General features: G+C 61.6%; 12 protein-coding genes. 7 read left to right on the forward strand and 5 right to left on the reverse strand.

The features are described 5' to 3' along the window. Nucleotides 1-9: 9 nt before the first annotated feature. Together AC07N4_RS23765 and AC07N4_RS23770 are read right to left on the reverse strand one after the other, a co-directional pair. Nucleotides 10-999 carry a 2-hydroxyacid dehydrogenase gene (locus AC07N4_RS23765; RefSeq protein WP_493065949.1) on the reverse strand — a complete coding sequence of 330 codons (990 nt, stop codon included), beginning with the start codon at nt 997-999 and terminating at the stop codon, nt 10-12. A gap of 83 nt (nt 1,000-1,082) precedes the next feature. Further along, a complete protein-coding gene (locus tag AC07N4_RS23770) occupies nt 1,083-3,836 on the reverse strand; it encodes a response regulator (protein ID WP_493065948.1) in 2,754 nt (917 codons plus the stop codon). Nucleotides 3,837-4,052: 216 nt separating this feature from the next. Between AC07N4_RS23770 and AC07N4_RS23775 the strand changes: the two genes are divergently transcribed. The 7 genes from AC07N4_RS23775 to AC07N4_RS23805 all read left to right on the forward strand — a co-directional run bounded on the left by AC07N4_RS23775 (nt 4,053) and on the right by AC07N4_RS23805 (nt 12,356). After that, on the forward strand, nt 4,053-4,775 hold the full coding sequence (locus AC07N4_RS23775; protein ID WP_493065947.1) for a response regulator transcription factor: 723 nt from the start codon (nt 4,053-4,055) through the stop codon (nt 4,773-4,775). Then, nucleotides 4,762-6,186, forward strand: coding sequence for a histidine kinase sensor domain-containing protein (locus tag AC07N4_RS23780; RefSeq protein WP_493065946.1), 1,425 nt, complete (start codon nt 4,762-4,764; stop codon nt 6,184-6,186). The genes AC07N4_RS23775 and AC07N4_RS23780 overlap by 14 nt, the downstream gene beginning before the upstream one ends. Nucleotides 6,187-6,325: 139 nt before the next feature. Continuing rightward, nucleotides 6,326-7,228: a cysteine synthase CysM gene (gene cysM, locus AC07N4_RS23785; protein WP_096818012.1), complete on the forward strand. Its 903-nt coding sequence runs from the start codon at nt 6,326-6,328 to the stop codon at nt 7,226-7,228. Next, nucleotides 7,228-8,580, forward strand: a complete 1,353-nt coding sequence (gene rlmD / locus AC07N4_RS23790; RefSeq protein ID WP_493065945.1) for a 23S rRNA (uracil(1939)-C(5))-methyltransferase RlmD — start codon at nt 7,228-7,230, stop codon at nt 8,578-8,580. The genes cysM and rlmD overlap by 1 nt, the downstream gene beginning before the upstream one ends. Nucleotides 8,581-8,704: 124 nt before the next feature. After that, the gene (gene relA / locus AC07N4_RS23795; RefSeq protein ID WP_096818008.1) at nt 8,705-10,948 is read left to right on the forward strand and encodes a GTP diphosphokinase; all 2,244 of its coding nucleotides are present in this window, start codon (nt 8,705-8,707) and stop codon (nt 10,946-10,948) included. A 5-nt stretch (nt 10,949-10,953) separates the two neighbouring features. Beyond that, nucleotides 10,954-11,787, forward strand: a complete 834-nt coding sequence (gene mazG, locus AC07N4_RS23800) for a nucleoside triphosphate pyrophosphohydrolase (RefSeq protein WP_493066062.1) — start codon at nt 10,954-10,956, stop codon at nt 11,785-11,787. A 26-nt stretch (nt 11,788-11,813) separates the two neighbouring features. Beyond that, the gene (locus tag AC07N4_RS23805; protein WP_007957793.1) at nt 11,814-12,356 is read left to right on the forward strand and encodes a DUF2058 domain-containing protein; all 543 of its coding nucleotides are present in this window, start codon (nt 11,814-11,816) and stop codon (nt 12,354-12,356) included. A 96-nt stretch (nt 12,357-12,452) separates the two neighbouring features. Here AC07N4_RS23805 and AC07N4_RS23810 read toward each other — a convergent pair whose 3' ends face one another. The 3 genes from AC07N4_RS23810 to fabA form a co-directional block, all read right to left on the reverse strand. Further along, nucleotides 12,453-12,641 (reverse strand): hypothetical protein, encoded by a 189-nt coding sequence (locus AC07N4_RS23810; RefSeq protein WP_096818006.1) that lies wholly within the window; start codon nt 12,639-12,641, stop codon nt 12,453-12,455. Nucleotides 12,642-12,918: 277 nt separating this feature from the next. Continuing rightward, nucleotides 12,919-14,139, reverse strand: a complete 1,221-nt coding sequence (fabB, locus tag AC07N4_RS23815) for a beta-ketoacyl-ACP synthase I (RefSeq protein ID WP_096818004.1) — start codon at nt 14,137-14,139, stop codon at nt 12,919-12,921. 11 nt (nt 14,140-14,150) lie between these two features. Next, nucleotides 14,151-14,666 carry a 3-hydroxyacyl-[acyl-carrier-protein] dehydratase FabA gene (fabA, locus tag AC07N4_RS23820; protein ID WP_003227150.1) on the reverse strand — a complete coding sequence of 172 codons (516 nt, stop codon included), beginning with the start codon at nt 14,664-14,666 and terminating at the stop codon, nt 14,151-14,153. Nucleotides 14,667-14,893: the final 227 nt, after the last annotated feature.

The following is a 14,893-nucleotide window of genomic DNA, read 5'->3' on the forward strand; positions in this document are numbered from 1 at the left end:
GATCGATTGTCAGCCCTCGACCTGGTTCTGCGGCGTTCCTGCCGCCCAGGTCGCGATGTTGTGCAGGGTGGTGGCGGCAATCGCGGCCAGCGCCTCGCGGGTCAGGAACGCCTGATGTGCAGTAATGATCACGTTGGGAAAAGTCAGCAGCCGCGCCAGCACATCGTCCTGTAATGGCAGGTCGGAGCGGTCTTCGAAAAACAGCTGCGCTTCCTCCTCATAAACGTCCAGCCCCAGATAACCCAGTTGACCGTCCTTCAGGGCGTCGATCAGCGCCGGGGTGTCTACCAGACCACCGCGACCGGTGTTGATCAACATCGCGCCCGGCTGCATGTGCGCCAGCGAATCACGGTTGATCAGGTGTTTGCTCTGCTCGTTGAGCGGGCAGTGCAGGCTGATGATCTGCGATTGTTCGAGCAGTTGCGGCAGGCTCAGGTAGCGCGCACCCAGGGCTTCGACGGCCGGGTTTGGATACGGGTCGAAGGCCAGCAACTCGCAGCCGAAACCGTGCATGATTTTCGCGAACGTCGCGCCGATCTGACCGGTGCCGACAATGCCGACGGTCTTGCCCACCAGATCGAAACCGGTCAGGCCGTGCAGGCTGAAATCGCCTTCGCGGGTGCGGTTGTAGGCTCGGTGCAGTCGGCGATTGAGCGCAAGAATCAGCGCCACCGCATGCTCGGCCACCGCGTGGGGCGAGTAGGCCGGTACGCGCGTGACGACCAGTCCCAGGCGTTTGGCGGCGCTCAGGTCGACATGGTTGTAACCCGCCGAGCGCAGGGCGATCAGCCGGGTTCCGCCGGCCGCCAGACGTTCCAGCACGGGCGCGCTGAGGTCATCGTTGATGAAGGCACAGACCACTTCATGCCGGTCGGCCAGCGGTGCCGTGTCGAGACTCAGTCGGGCCGGTTGAAAGTGCAGCTCGATGCCGGCCGGGCAGTCGGCGGCGAGAAAACTGTCGCGGTCGTAGGTCTGGCTGCTGAAAACGATCGTGCGCATGCAATCCTCCTGAAGCATCGACGCGGGCGCGAATCACCCGCGACCACTTTAGCCGCGTCGGCGTTGATCGGCATTGCCGTGGATCAGGCGCTGATCTTCGCCTGCGCCGCCAGACGATTGATCGCCCGCTCCAGTTCATCCAGGGCGCTGGAAGCCTTGGGGTCTTCCTGTTTGAGCAGGGTTTCGCTGCGCTGGCAGGCCGCGCGCAATTGCGGAACGCCGCAGTAGCGGGTGGCGCCGTGCAGGCGATGCACCCGCTCGATCAGGCCAGTCTGGTCGTGGCTGTCGCGGGCGCTGCGGATCGCTTCGCGGTCGGCCTCAAGGGACGCCAGTAACATGGCCAGCATGTCCGCCGCCAGATCCGCCTTGCCGGCGGCCAGGCGCAGGCCTTCTTCCTGGTCGAGTACCGGCAGGTCCTGATGGCCCGCCAGGCTTTCGCTGTTGCGGTCCGGTGCCTGATTGCGCAGTGCCAGTCCTGTCCACTTCAGCACCACTTGGGCCAGTTGCCGTTCGCTGATCGGTTTGGTCAGGTAGTCGTCCATGCCGCTTTGCAGCAGTGCGCGTTTTTCGTTGGCCATGGCGTGGGCGGTGAGGGCGACGATCGGCAGCGGTGTGCAATGGCGCTCGCTTTCCCACTGACGGATCGTCTCCGTGCTCTGGCGCCCGTCCATGCCCGGCATCTGCACGTCCATCAAGACCAGATCGAAGGTTTCGCTCTGCACGGCCTTGACCGCCGCGTAGCCGCTTTCGACGGCCAGCACCTTGGCGCCCATGTCTTCGAGCAGGGTCTGCACCAGCAACAGGTTGGCCGGGTTGTCGTCGACACACAGCACTTTCGGTGCACGGCTCGACAGCGGTTCGCCGGGTTCGCTGCGCGTCTGGCGCGGGTTGACCATGTCCGACAGTGCCCGGCGCAGTTTGCGCGTGCAGGCCGGTTTGGACTGGAGCTGGCTGTGCGGGTTGGGTACCGACAGATGGAACAGCGTCAGTTCGGTGGTCGGGCACAACACCAGTACCCGGCAGCCGAGGTGTTCGAGGTCCCAGATGTGCTGGTTGAGTCGTTCCGGCGGCATGTCGTTGCTGGTGATGCCGAGCACGGCGAGGTCGATGGCCTGATCGGTCTGGTGGGCGCCAGTGACGCCATTGGTCAGGCTTTCCAGGGTATTGAACGGCGTGACGTCGAGCCCGCAGTCTTCCAGTTGATGCTGCAACGCCTGACGCGCCAGTTCGTGGTTTTCCAGTACCGCTACCCGGCGGCCGAGCAGCGGTGCGGCGGGCAGGTCTTCGGCATCGTCGCGGGTCTTGGGCAGGCTCAGGCTGATCCAGAACTCCGAGCCTTCGCCCGGGGTGCTGTCGACGCCGATCTCGCCGCCCATCTGTTCGATCAGACGCTTGGAAATCACCAGCCCCAGACCGGTGCCGCCGGGCTGACGCGACAGCGAGTTGTCAGCCTGGCTGAAGGCCTGGAACAAGGCGCGCACGTCCTGGTTCGACAGGCCGATGCCGGTGTCCTGAATGCTGATGCGCAGTTGCACGCTGTCTTCGTGTTCTTCTTCGAGCATCGCGCGGGCGACGATGGTGCCTTCGCGGGTGAACTTGATCGCGTTGCTCACAAGGTTGGTAAGGATCTGCTTGAGCCGCAGCGGATCGCCAACCAGCGACAGCGGCGTGTCGCGATAGACCAGACTCACCAGTTCCAGCTGCTTGGCGTGGGCCGCGGGGGCGAGGATGGTCAGGGTGTCCTGCAACAGATCGCGCAGGTTGAACGGAATATGATCGAGCACCAGTTTGCCGGCCTCGATTTTCGAGAAGTCGAGAATTTCGTTGATGATCCCCAGCAGGCTGTCGGCGGACTTTTCGATGGTGCCCAGATAGTCGAGCTGGCGCGGGGTCAGCTCGCTTTTCTGCAACAGGTGAGTGAAACCGAGAATGCCGTTGAGCGGTGTGCGGATTTCGTGGCTCATGTTGGCGAGGAACTCGGACTTGATCCGGCTCGCTTCCAGCGCTTCCTTGCGGGCCAGGTCCAGCTCGATGTTCTGGATCTCGATGGTCTCCAGGTTCTGGCGCACGTCTTCGGTGGCCTGATCGACGCTGTGCTGCAATTCTTCCCGGGCATTTTGCAGGGTGCCGGCCATGCGGTTGATGCCGGACGCCAGTTCATCCAGTTCCTGACTGCCGAGGGGCGGCAGGCGGGTTTCCAGATGACCGTCCTTGAGTTGCGCGACCGCCTGTTTTATCTGGCTGATCGGGCGATTGATCGTGCGGCCCATGCGCAGGGCCAGCAGTGCGGCGCCGGCCAGTCCCGCCGCAATCAGCAGCAGACTGGCGAACAGGCTTCGGTAACCGCGCAGCAACATGCCGTTGTGCGAGAGTTCCAGTTCGACCCAGCCCAGCAGGCGGTCAGATTCTTCAGGGATCAGTTCGCCAGCGAGGTTGCGATGCTTGCCGAACACCGGCAGCAGATAACGGGTGGCGTCATTGCCGCTGCGCCGCAGCAGTTGTGTGCTGTCGCCGCTGGGGGCCTGGTTGAGCATGGTCGGGCCGGCGTGGGCCAGTGGTGAGCGGTCGGGTGCGAGGAAGGTCACCGCGCGCACGTCCGGCTGTTCGAGGGACTGGGTGGCGATGCGCTCGAGCAGATCGGAATCGCCGTGACCCATGGCCGGTGCCACCAACGGCGCGAGTTGCTCGGCGATCATTTCGCCGCGCTGCATCAATTGGGCCTGCAGGTCGGACTGCTGCGTCCAGGTGAAATAGCCGCCCAGCACCAGTGCCATCAGGCTGGTCGGCAACAGGGTCAGCAACAACACGCGACCTTTGATTCCCAGTTTCTTGAGCACGCCTATCTCCTGCATCCCGCTGATCATTGACTCTTGCGTGCTTCCGGCACGCGGCATGGGCGCAGTGTAGCGATTTGCTTGCGGGCATTCCCGGGAAAAATCATGTCGCGATCCGTCGTTTCGGCACCGGTCATTTGTCCGACAGGTCAACCTTGGGTTGCCGGGCGGCGGGCAATCTTGAATAATCGCCCAACTGAGAATTATTTGCAGATAGTCATGACTCCTGTCTCTGTTGGCCAGCCACGCATTCTTTCCATCGAGGACGATCCCGTGCTCGGTGCCTATGTTCACGAGCAATTGGGGCGCAGCGGCTTCCAGGTCACCTGGTGCCAGAACGGCAGCGAGGGCCTGAGCATCGCCCGGCGCCAGCCATTCGATGTGGTGTTGATGGACATTCTGTTGCCGGGCCTCGATGGTCTGAATGTGCTGACGCAACTGCGCCAGAGTCATTCCACGCCAGTGTTGCTGATGTCGGCGCTGGGGGCCGAGGCCGATCGCATCAGCGGTTTTCGCCTGGGGGCTGACGACTATCTGCCCAAGCCGTTCAGCATGGCGGAGCTGCACGTGCGGATCGAAGCGATCTTGCGTCGGGTCGCTCTCGATCGGCGCCCGGCCGTCAGCGTTGAGCCGGTGGCGGCGGGCGGTCTGCACTTCGACGACGAGCAGTGCGAAGTGTCTTACTGCAATCAACCGGCCGGCCTGACCCGCAGCGAATACCGCTTGCTGGAAACCCTCAATCGCAATGACGACGAGGTATTGAGCAAGGCCTTCCTTTATCAGCATGTACTTCAGCGCGGTTACGCGGCCCACGACCGCAGCCTCGACATGCACATCAGCCAGATCCGCCGCAAACTCAAATCGATCGGCTACACCGAGCGGGAAGTGCGCACGGTGTGGGGCAAGGGCTACGTTCTGAGCGCCGTCGATGAGGGTGTCTGAACTTCCGGGTCGGCATTCGCTGTTCTGGAAACTGGCCTGTCTGCTGGTGGCGTTCTGTCTGTTGATGATCTGGCTGAGCTGGTCCTGGGGCCGTTATATGGAGGAGCGCAATCAGTTCCTCTCCGACGAGGCTCGCGGCACGCTCACGCGTTATGCCGCCGAAGCCGAAGCGGCTTGGCGGCGCGATCAGCGTGACGGCGTCGACCGCTGGTTACAGAGCATGGAATTGCGCGAAGCTGGTTGGGTCGGTGTGATCGACGGCAACTTGCAGTCGCTGAGCCGTGATCCATTGAACGAAAAGGAAATCCAGCACCTGACCTTTCTGCGGGGGCTCGACTGGCCGATTCACAAGAAAGGCCGGCCGTGGCTGCGTGTTCCCTTTCCCGCAGAACCCTCCGCCGGCAGCCTGGTCATCGAGTTGCCTGAGCGATTCCTGCCGGGCAAATACCGAGTGTTCTGGCGGGTGATCACCAACGGCGTGATTCCCGGCCTGTTCACCCTGTTGCTGTGCGTGGGCCTGTATCGCTTGCTGGTGGTGCCGCTGAACAACCTGCGCGAGCAGGCCAACGCGTGGCGTGCCGATCAATTGAATGTGCGCCTGTCGAGCGGCATTACCCAGCGCCCGGACGAACTCGGCGAACTGGCCCGGGCTTTCGACTCGATGTCCGAACGCCTGCAATCGACCGTCGCCCTGCAACAGCAATTGTTGCGCGACCTGTCCCACGAACTGCGCACCCCCCTGAGTCGCCTGCGGGTGGCCAGCGAAAGCGAGCAGGGTTTGTTGCCGTTGCGCGAACGCATTGGCCGCGAAGTCGATGGCATGCAGCGGTTGGTCGAAGACACCCTGCAACTGGCCTGGCTCGAAACCGAACGCGCACCGCTGCCGGACGAGGCGATCCAGATCCAGGCGTTGTGGGAAATGCTCACGGAAAACGCCTGTTACGAAAGTTGCTGTCCGGTGGGCCAGTTGCAATGTGCGGTGGATGCATCGTGCTGGGTGCGCGGCAATCTCAATACCCTGGCCCAGGCGCTGGAAAACATCCTGCGCAACGCGATCCGGCATTCGCCAGCGGGCGGCATCGTGCGGCTGGATGGCCGGCGTGACGGGGATTACTGGCATCTATGGCTGGAGGACGAGGGTGGCGGTGTGGCCGAGGCGGATCTGGAGCGGATCTTCTCGCCGTTCACCCGACTCGACGGCTCGCGGCCGGGGGACGGTGGATTTGGTCTGGGGCTGAGCATTGCGAGGAATGCGGTGCAGCGGCAGGGCGGGAGCCTTTGGGCTGAGAACGGCGAGTCAGGGTTGCGATTGAATTTACGGTTGGTGGCGGATGATAGCGCCGCCCATTCCGACGCCTTTGCTGGCAAGTCGGCTCCCATCGTGGATGTGTGTCGCCCGCAGATTGTGTGAGCGGCACAAAAGTCTCACCACTGGTGAGACTTTTACTGCTTATTCCAAGAAACCATAAGCACCACACTTTGCGTGATATGGGCCGCGCAGGTTTGCCGGTATGATAGGCGCCCCCGCTGTCCGGATTGCGAAAAACGCCATGACCTTGCAGTACCCAACCATCGCCGATTGCGTCGGCAACACGCCGCTGGTGCGTTTGCAGCGCCTGCCCGGTGTCACCAGCAACACCCTATTGCTCAAGCTCGAAGGGAACAACCCTGCGGGTTCGGTGAAGGATCGTCCGGCGCTGTCGATGATCACCCGTGCCGAGTTGCGCGGGCAGATCCACGCCGGCGATACGCTGATCGAAGCGACCTCGGGCAACACCGGGATCGCGTTGGCAATGGCTGCCGCGATCAAGGGTTACAAGATGATCCTGATCATGCCGGACAACTCCAGCGCTGAACGCAAGGCGGCGATGACCGCTTATGGTGCGGAGCTGATTCTGGTCAGCCAGGAAGAGGGCATGGAAGGCGCTCGCGATCTCGCCCAGCGGATGGAAGCCGAAGGTCGTGGCAAGGTGCTGGATCAGTTCGCCAACGGCGACAACCCCGAAGCGCACTACACCACCACCGGCCCAGAAATCTGGCGTCAGACCCAGGGCACCATTACTCATTTCGTCAGTTCCATGGGGACCACCGGGACCATCATGGGCGTGTCGCGCTACCTCAAAGAGCAAAGCGACAGCGTGCAGATCATCGGTCTGCAACCGATGGAAGGCTCGGCCATTCCCGGCATTCGCCGCTGGCCGCAGGAATACCTGCCGAAGATCTATCAGGCTGATCGTGTCGATCGCATTGTCGACATGGCGCAAAGCGAAGCCGAAGACGTCACCCGTCGTCTGGCCCGCGAAGAAGGCATCTTCTGCGGCGTGTCCTCGGGCGGTGCGGTGGCAGCGATGCTGCGCCTGTCCAAAGAAGTTGAAAACGCGGTGATCGTCGCGATCATCTGTGACCGTGGCGACCGATACCTGTCGACCGGCATTTTCGACGCGCCCAACTGATGGCCAAGCACGAGAGAGGCCTGCGCTTCCAGCCCACCGGCGGCAGCAAGGCCCCGCAAATCCCGACCGGCAAAAAGCAGCGCTTGAAGATCGAGCGCCTGGCCAATGACGGTCGCGGCATCGCGTTTTTTGAAGGTAAAACCTGGTTTGTCCTCGGCGCCCTGGCGGGTGAAGAGGTCGAGGCGCGGGTACTGGGCGCCCACGGCAAAGTGGTCGAGGCGCGTACCGAACGTGTATTCACGGCCAGCGAATTGCGTCGTCCGGCCGCTTGTCAGCACACCGGTCGCTGCGGCGGTTGCAGCGTTCAGCATTTGCCCCACGGCGAACAGCTTGCCCTGAAACAGCGCATGCTCGCCGAACAGCTTTCGCGGGTCGCCGGTGTCGAGCCTGAAGAATGGGCTGCACCGTTGACCGGTCCGGAATTCGGCTACCGACGCCGCGCCCGGGTCGCCGTGCGCTGGGACAGCAAGGCCAAAACGCTCGAAGTCGGTTTCCGCGCCGCCGGCAGCCAGGACATCGTGGCGATCAGCGAATGCCCGGTGCTGGTACAGCCCTTGCAACCGATCATGACCCGTTTGCCGGAGATGCTCCGTCGCCTGAGCAAACCTCAGGCGCTGGGTCATGTGGAATTGTTCAGTGGTTCGTCCCTGGCCGTTCTGCTGCGTCACATGGCGCCGCTGTCCGAGGCTGACCTGACGATCCTCAAGGATTTCTGCGCATTCCATCAGGCGCAGTTGTGGCTGCACGGCGAAGACGGGCCGCAACCGGTCGATGTCACGCAGTCGCTGGGCTATCGCCTGGAGCCGTGGGATCTGGAACTGGCCTGGCGGCCGGGAGATTTCATCCAGGTCAATGCCGGGGTCAACGAAGCCATGGTTGCCCAGGCACTGGAGTGGTTGAAACCGACCGCCGATGAGCGCGTGCTCGACCTGTTCTGCGGTCTCGGCAACTTTGCCTTGCCGCTGGCCAAAGCTGTGCGCGAAGTAGTAGCGGTCGAAGGCGTGCAGACCATGGTCGATCGCGCCGCGGCGAATGCCGCTAGCAACAATTTGCATAACACAAAGTTTTTTCAGGCCGATTTATCCCAGCCTTTGACCGATGCCGAGTGGATCGGAAACGGCTTTTCTGCGGTACTCTTGGACCCACCGCGTGACGGTGCTTTCGAGGTGGTGCGCAAGCTCGCGACCCTGGGTGCCGAGCGGTTGGTTTATGTGTCGTGCAACCCTGCAACTCTGGCGCGCGATACGGTCGAATTGATCAAGCAGGGCTACCGGTTAAAACGTGCCGGGATTCTCGATATGTTTCCTCAGACGGCACATGTCGAGGCCATGGCGTTATTTGAAGCGAGCTAGGATGGCTCGTCTGATCCGACTGGTCCGCCCGTGCAGCGCTCGTCTTAGCCCCGCGAGTGCGAACGGGCAATACAGGTCAGTGATTTGACGCATTGAATCTGCGTCGTAGGGAAGGTAAAGCAAGATGGTACAGGTGAGAGCACACCAGCCGATCAACACCGACGGCAGTATCAATCTCGAGGCTTGGCTCGATCATGCGGTCAGTGTCGATCTGGCACTGGATCGCGAAGCCTTGAAAGAGGCCTGTGAGTTCGCTCGACAGGCCGAGCAACAGTCCAACGCAGCGAAGAATCTCTGGACCGAGGGCAGCGGCAGTTTCAGCACCGGCCTCGAAATCGCGGAGATTCTTGCCGACCTCAAGCTGGATCAGGATTCGCTGGTCGCGGCGGTGCTTTACCGTGGCGTGCGCGAAGGCCAGATCGAACTGGCAGCGGTCAGCCAGCGCTTCGGTCCGGTGGTCGCCAAACTGATTGACGGCGTGCAACGCATGGCCGCGATCAGCGCCAGCCTCAGTCCTCGCCAATCGATGGTGATGGGCACTCAGGGCCAGGTGGAAAACCTGCGCAAGATGCTGGTGGCGATGGTCGACGACGTACGCGTCGCACTGATCAAACTTGCCGAACGCACCTGTGCGATCCGCGCGGTGAAAACCGCCGACGACGAAAAGCGCAACCGGGTCGCCCGGGAAGTCTTCGACATCTATGCGCCGCTCGCCCACCGACTCGGCATCGGTCATATCAAATGGGAACTGGAGGACTTGTCCTTCCGTTACCTGGAACCCGACCAATACAAACAGATCGCCAAGTTGCTGCATGAGCGGCGGCTCGACCGCGAGCGTTTCATCGCCGATGTGATGACGCAGCTCAAGGACGAATTGCAGGCCACCGGCGTCGACGCCGACATCAGCGGCCGGGCCAAGCACATCTATTCGATCTGGCGCAAAATGCAGCGCAAGGGTCTGGAGTTCAGCCAGATCTACGACGTGCGTGCGGTGCGCGTGCTGGTGCCGGAAATGCGCGACTGCTACACCGCGCTCGGCATCGTCCACACCCTGTGGCGGCACATTCCGAAAGAGTTCGACGACTACATCGCCAACCCGAAAGAGAACGGCTACCGCTCGCTGCACACCGCGGTGATCGGTCCGGAAGGCAAGGTGCTGGAAGTCCAGATCCGTACCCATTCGATGCACGAAGAGGCCGAGCTCGGCGTCTGCGCGCACTGGCGCTACAAGGGCACCGACGTCAAGTCCGGCTCGAACCACTACGAAGAGAAAATCTCCTGGCTGCGTCAGGTGCTCGAGTGGCACGAAGAGCTGGGCGACATCGGTGGTCTGGCCGAACAGTTGCGGGTCGATATCGAACCGGACCGGGTCTACATCTTCACCCCGGACGGCCACGCCATCGATTTGCCGAAGGGCGCGACGCCGCTGGACTTCGCTTACCGCGTGCACACTGAAATCGGTCACAACTGCCGCGGCGCCAAGATCAACGGGCGGATCGTCCCGCTCAACTACAGCCTGCAGACCGGCGAGCAGGTCGAGATCATCACCAGCAAGCACGGTACGCCGAGCCGCGACTGGCTGAACTCGAACCTCGGTTACGTCACCACGTCCCGGGCGCGGGCGAAGATCGTTCACTGGTTCAAGTTGCAGGCTCGCGATCAGAACGTCGCAGCCGGCAAGACCCTGATCGAGCGCGAACTCAATCGCCTCGGTCTGCCGGCGGTGGATTTCGACAAGCTGGCCGACAAGGCCAACATGAAAACCGCCGAAGACATGTTCGCCGCCCTCGGGGCCGGCGACCTGCGTCTGGCGCAACTGGTCAACCTGGCGCAACAACTGGTCGAGCCGGAACGCGGCAACGAACAGCTGGAACTGATTCCACGCAAGGCCACCGGCTACAAGCCGGGCAAACGCGGCGACATTCAGATCCAGGGCGTCGGCAACCTGATGACCCAGATGGCCGGCTGCTGCCAGCCGTTGCCGGGCGATGCGATCGTCGGTTACATCACCCAGGGCCGCGGCGTGAGCATTCACCGTCAGGACTGCGCCTCGGTGCTGCAACTGTCCGGGCGCGAGCCGGAGCGGATCATTCAGGTCAGCTGGGGCCCGGTGCCGGTGCTCACCTATCCGGTGGACATTGTCATTCGCGCCTACGACCGTTCCGGTCTGCTGCGTGACGTCTCGCAGGTGCTGCTCAACGAGCGGATCAACGTGCTGGCGGTCAACACCCGCTCGAACAAGGAGGACAACACAGCGCTGATGTCCCTGACCATCGAGATTCCGGGGCTGGACGCACTGGGGCGGTTGCTGGGGCGGATTTCCCAGTTGCCGAACATCATCGAGACGCGGCGTAACCGGACTCCATGAAATCGATCTACAGCCTTGAAGACCTGTTGCACCTGATGAACCGTCTGCGCGACCCGCAGTTCGGTTGCCCGTGGGACATCAAGCAGACTTACGCGACCATCGTCCCGCACACCCTCGAGGAAGCCTACGAAGTCGCCGACGCCATCGAGCGCGGCGACTTCGATCACTTGCAGGGCGAGTTGGGCGATCTGCTGTTTCAGGTGGTGTATTACAGCCAGCTGGCGCGGGAAGAAGGGCGGTTCGAGTTTGCCGGTGTGGTCGACAGCATCACCCGCAAACTGATCCGTCGTCATCCGCACGTGTTTCCCACCGGTGATCTGTATGCGCCACTGGACGTGCCGCGCCTGAGCGAAGAACAGGTCAAGCAGCGCTGGGAGGAGATCAAGGCCGAAGAACGCGCCGAGAAATCCCCCGCGCCGCAGCAACTGTCATTGCTCGACGATGTGCCCGCCGCGTTGCCGGCATTGTCCCGCTCAGCCAAGTTGCAGAAGCGCGCCGGGCAGGTCGGTTTCGACTGGCCGGACGCGTTGCCGGTGCTGGACAAGGTGCGCGAAGAGCTCGATGAAGTGCTCGAAGCCATGTCCGAGAATGACCCGCAAGCGGTGGCCGACGAGATCGGCGACCTGCTGTTTTCCGTGGTCAATCTGGCCCGGCATCTGAAGGTCGATCCGGAAACCGCACTGCGTGGCGCCAATGGCAAGTTCGAAAGACGTTTCCGATTTATCGAACAGGCATTGCGCGACACCCACCGACCCATAGAAGATTGCACCCTCGAAGAGTTGGACGCCCTGTGGGGTGAAGCCAAACGTCAGGAAAAGAATTTGCCCAGCTGCGGCTGAGCCGTTGCCCAAGTGAGTAAGCATCAATGAGCCTTTCCCTTCGCGACCAGTTGCTCAAGGCAGGACTGGTCAACCAAAAGCAGGCCAAACAGGTCAGCAAAGACAAGCAGAAACAACAACGTCTGGCCCACAAAGGCCAGATCGAACTGGACGACTCCCAGCAGCGCGCTGCCCAGGAAGCTCAGGCCGAGAAGGTCAAGCGCGACCAGGAGCTGAACCGTCAGCAGCAGGAGAAGGCCGAGGCCAAGGCCCGCGCCGCGCAGGTCAAGCAGTTGATCGAAGTCTCGCGTCTGCCGAAGCTGACCACCGAGGACTACTACAACTTCGTCGACGACAAGAAGGTCAAGCGCATCTCGGTCAACACGCTGATGCGCAACAAGCTCAGCAGCGGTTCGCTGGCGATCGTGCACCATGCTGGCGGCTACGAAGTGATTCCTCGTGAGGCGGCCCTGAAGATTCAGGAGCGCGATCCACAGCGCATCGTGCAGCTCAACGAGAAGGTTGAAGAGGTCAATGCCGAGGACGATCCGTACGCGGCTTATGTGATCCCTGATGATCTGATGTGGTAAACGGGTCCCGCCGGGCTGTGAAGCTGCGCTGAAACGCCCAATAACGACAAACCCCGCTCATGGCGGGGTTTGTCGTTTTCAATGCTGTGGTTTGATTCAGGCAGAGCGTTGGTCACGTTGCCGTTCGAGCAGTTCCAGTTCGGCCTTGTAGTTGTGGGCGTCGATCTCGTTGTGGAACATGCCGACCAGCAAGTCTTGTTGATGCACATCCCAGATCCGTACACCGGCGGCTACGCCTTCATGGGACATGTGTGAATCGTCGCGTTCAGTTACTTTTACAGTCATCTGCTAGCTCCAATCTCTGTTATCTGCAGCAAGGCGTGTGCAGGCCTCTGTTATAGAATTTGTTAGCCTGCTAAGTAAACGCTCGATTCGTGCAATGTATCCTTGCGAAATCTGCAACAGTGCTGGAGCCCGCCAAATACGCGACATTCGGTCGCAGGGCAGTAAGTTGCATGACAGAAGTTTCATCTTGGCGCTGCTGAAAAACGCTTTTCTCCAGGCGAAAAAAAACGCCCCGAACCAGTCGGGGCGTTTTCATGTGCGGCTCAGCGGAAGGGAATTACTTGCCTTCCCAACGCTTCAGCACGAGGGTGGCGTTGGTGCCACCGAAGCCGAAGCTGTTGCTCATCACGGTGTTGATGGTGGCGTTTTCGCGGGTCTTGGTCAGCACCGGCAGATCGGCCACTTCAGGGTCCAGTTCGTCGATGTTGGCGGAACCGGCGATGAAGTTGCCTTCCATCATCAGCATGCAGTAGATCGCTTCGTGAACGCCGGCGGCGCCCAGGGAGTGACCCGACAGGCTCTTGGTGGAGCTGATGGCCGGGGCCTTGTCGCCGAACACTTCACGCACACCTTTCATTTCCGCGACGTCGCCGACCGGAGTCGAGGTGCCGTGGGTGTTCAGGTAGTCGATCGGGGTGTCGACGGTGGACATTGCCATCTGCATGCAGCGGATAGCGCCTTCGCCGCTTGGAGCCACCATGTCGTAGCCGTCGGACGTCGCGCCGTAGCCAACGATTTCCGCGTAGATCTTCGCGCCACGGGCCAGAGCGTGCTCCAGCTCCTCGACCACGACCATGCCGCCACCGCCAGCGATGACGAAACCGTCACGGTCGGCGTCGTAGGCACGGGAGGCTTTTTCCGGGGTGTCGTTGCGCTTGCTGGACAGGGCGCCCATTGCGTCGAACAGGAACGACTGGCTCCAGTGCTCCTCTTCACCGCCACCGGCGAACACGATGTCCTGCTTGCCCATCTGGATCTGTTCCATGGCGGTACCGATGCAGTGAGCACTGGTGGCGCAGGCAGAAGCGATGGAGTAGTTCAGGCCCTTGATCTTGAACGGAGTGGCCAGGCACGCCGAAACGGTGCTGCTCATGGTCCGCGTTACACGGTATGGGCCGACGCGCTTGACGCCTTTCTCGCGCAGGATGTCCAGCGCTTCCATCTGGTTCAGGGTCGACGCACCACCGGAACCTGCGATCAGGCCGGTACGCGGGTTGGACACCTGCTCTTCGGTCAGACCGGAATCGGTGATGGCGTCTTTCATGGCCAGGTAGGCGTAAGCCGCTGCGTGGCCGACGAAGCGATAGATCTTGCGATCGATCAGTTCTTCAAGGTTGAGGTCGATGGAGCCGGAAACCTGGCTACGCAGACCCATTTCGGCATATTCCGGGTTGAACCGGATGCCAGGGCGGCTTGCACGCAGGTTAGCGGAGACGGTCTCTTTGTCATTGCCCAGGCACGAAACAATGCCCAGACCAGTGATAACGACGCGGCGCATGCGAATAACCCTTAGAAGTTGTCAGTGGAGGTAAACACGCCGACGCGAAGGCCTTCGGCGGTGTAGATTTCGCGACCGTCGACAGTCACCGAACCGTCGGCGATGGCCAGGTTCAGCTTGCCTTTGAGGACGCGCTTGATATGAATGTTGTAGGTGACTTTCTTGGCGGTCGGCAGGACCTGGCCGAAGAATTTCACTTCGCCCGAGCCCAGCGCACGGCCGCGGCCCGGCAGACCTTGCCAGCCCAGGAAGAAGCCGACCAGTTGCCACATGGCGTCCAGACCCAGGCAGCCCGGCATCACCGGATCACCCTCGAAGTGGCAAGCGAAGAACCACAGGTCAGGGTTGATATCCAGCTCGGCGACCAATTCACCTTTGCCGTACTTGCCGCCTTCTTCGCTGATCAGGGTGATGCGATCCACCATCAGCATGTTCGGGGCGGGCAGTTGCGCGTTACCTGGGCCGAACAGCTCACCGCGACTGCAGCGCAGCAGGTCTTCCCGAGTAAAGGCGTTTTGTTTGGTCATGCGAGCTCCTCAATAATCCCATGCGGCAGGTGGGGCAAATCTTCCCGACCGATCGACGCGTTCATGCCTCGAACCGGCAGCCTACTCATAGACTATTGCGTTGTGGTGAAAGTCACAGCACCAAGGACATGAATGTACACTTGTGCACTGAAATTTTTATTCAAGCCCCTTTTGAGGCTCGTTCGGGTGCCTAAGACTGCCGCACTTTCGCTTTTCACGCCAGTCGC

The sequence above is a fragment of the Pseudomonas sp. GW821-FHT09E04 genome (assembly GCF_059416185.1).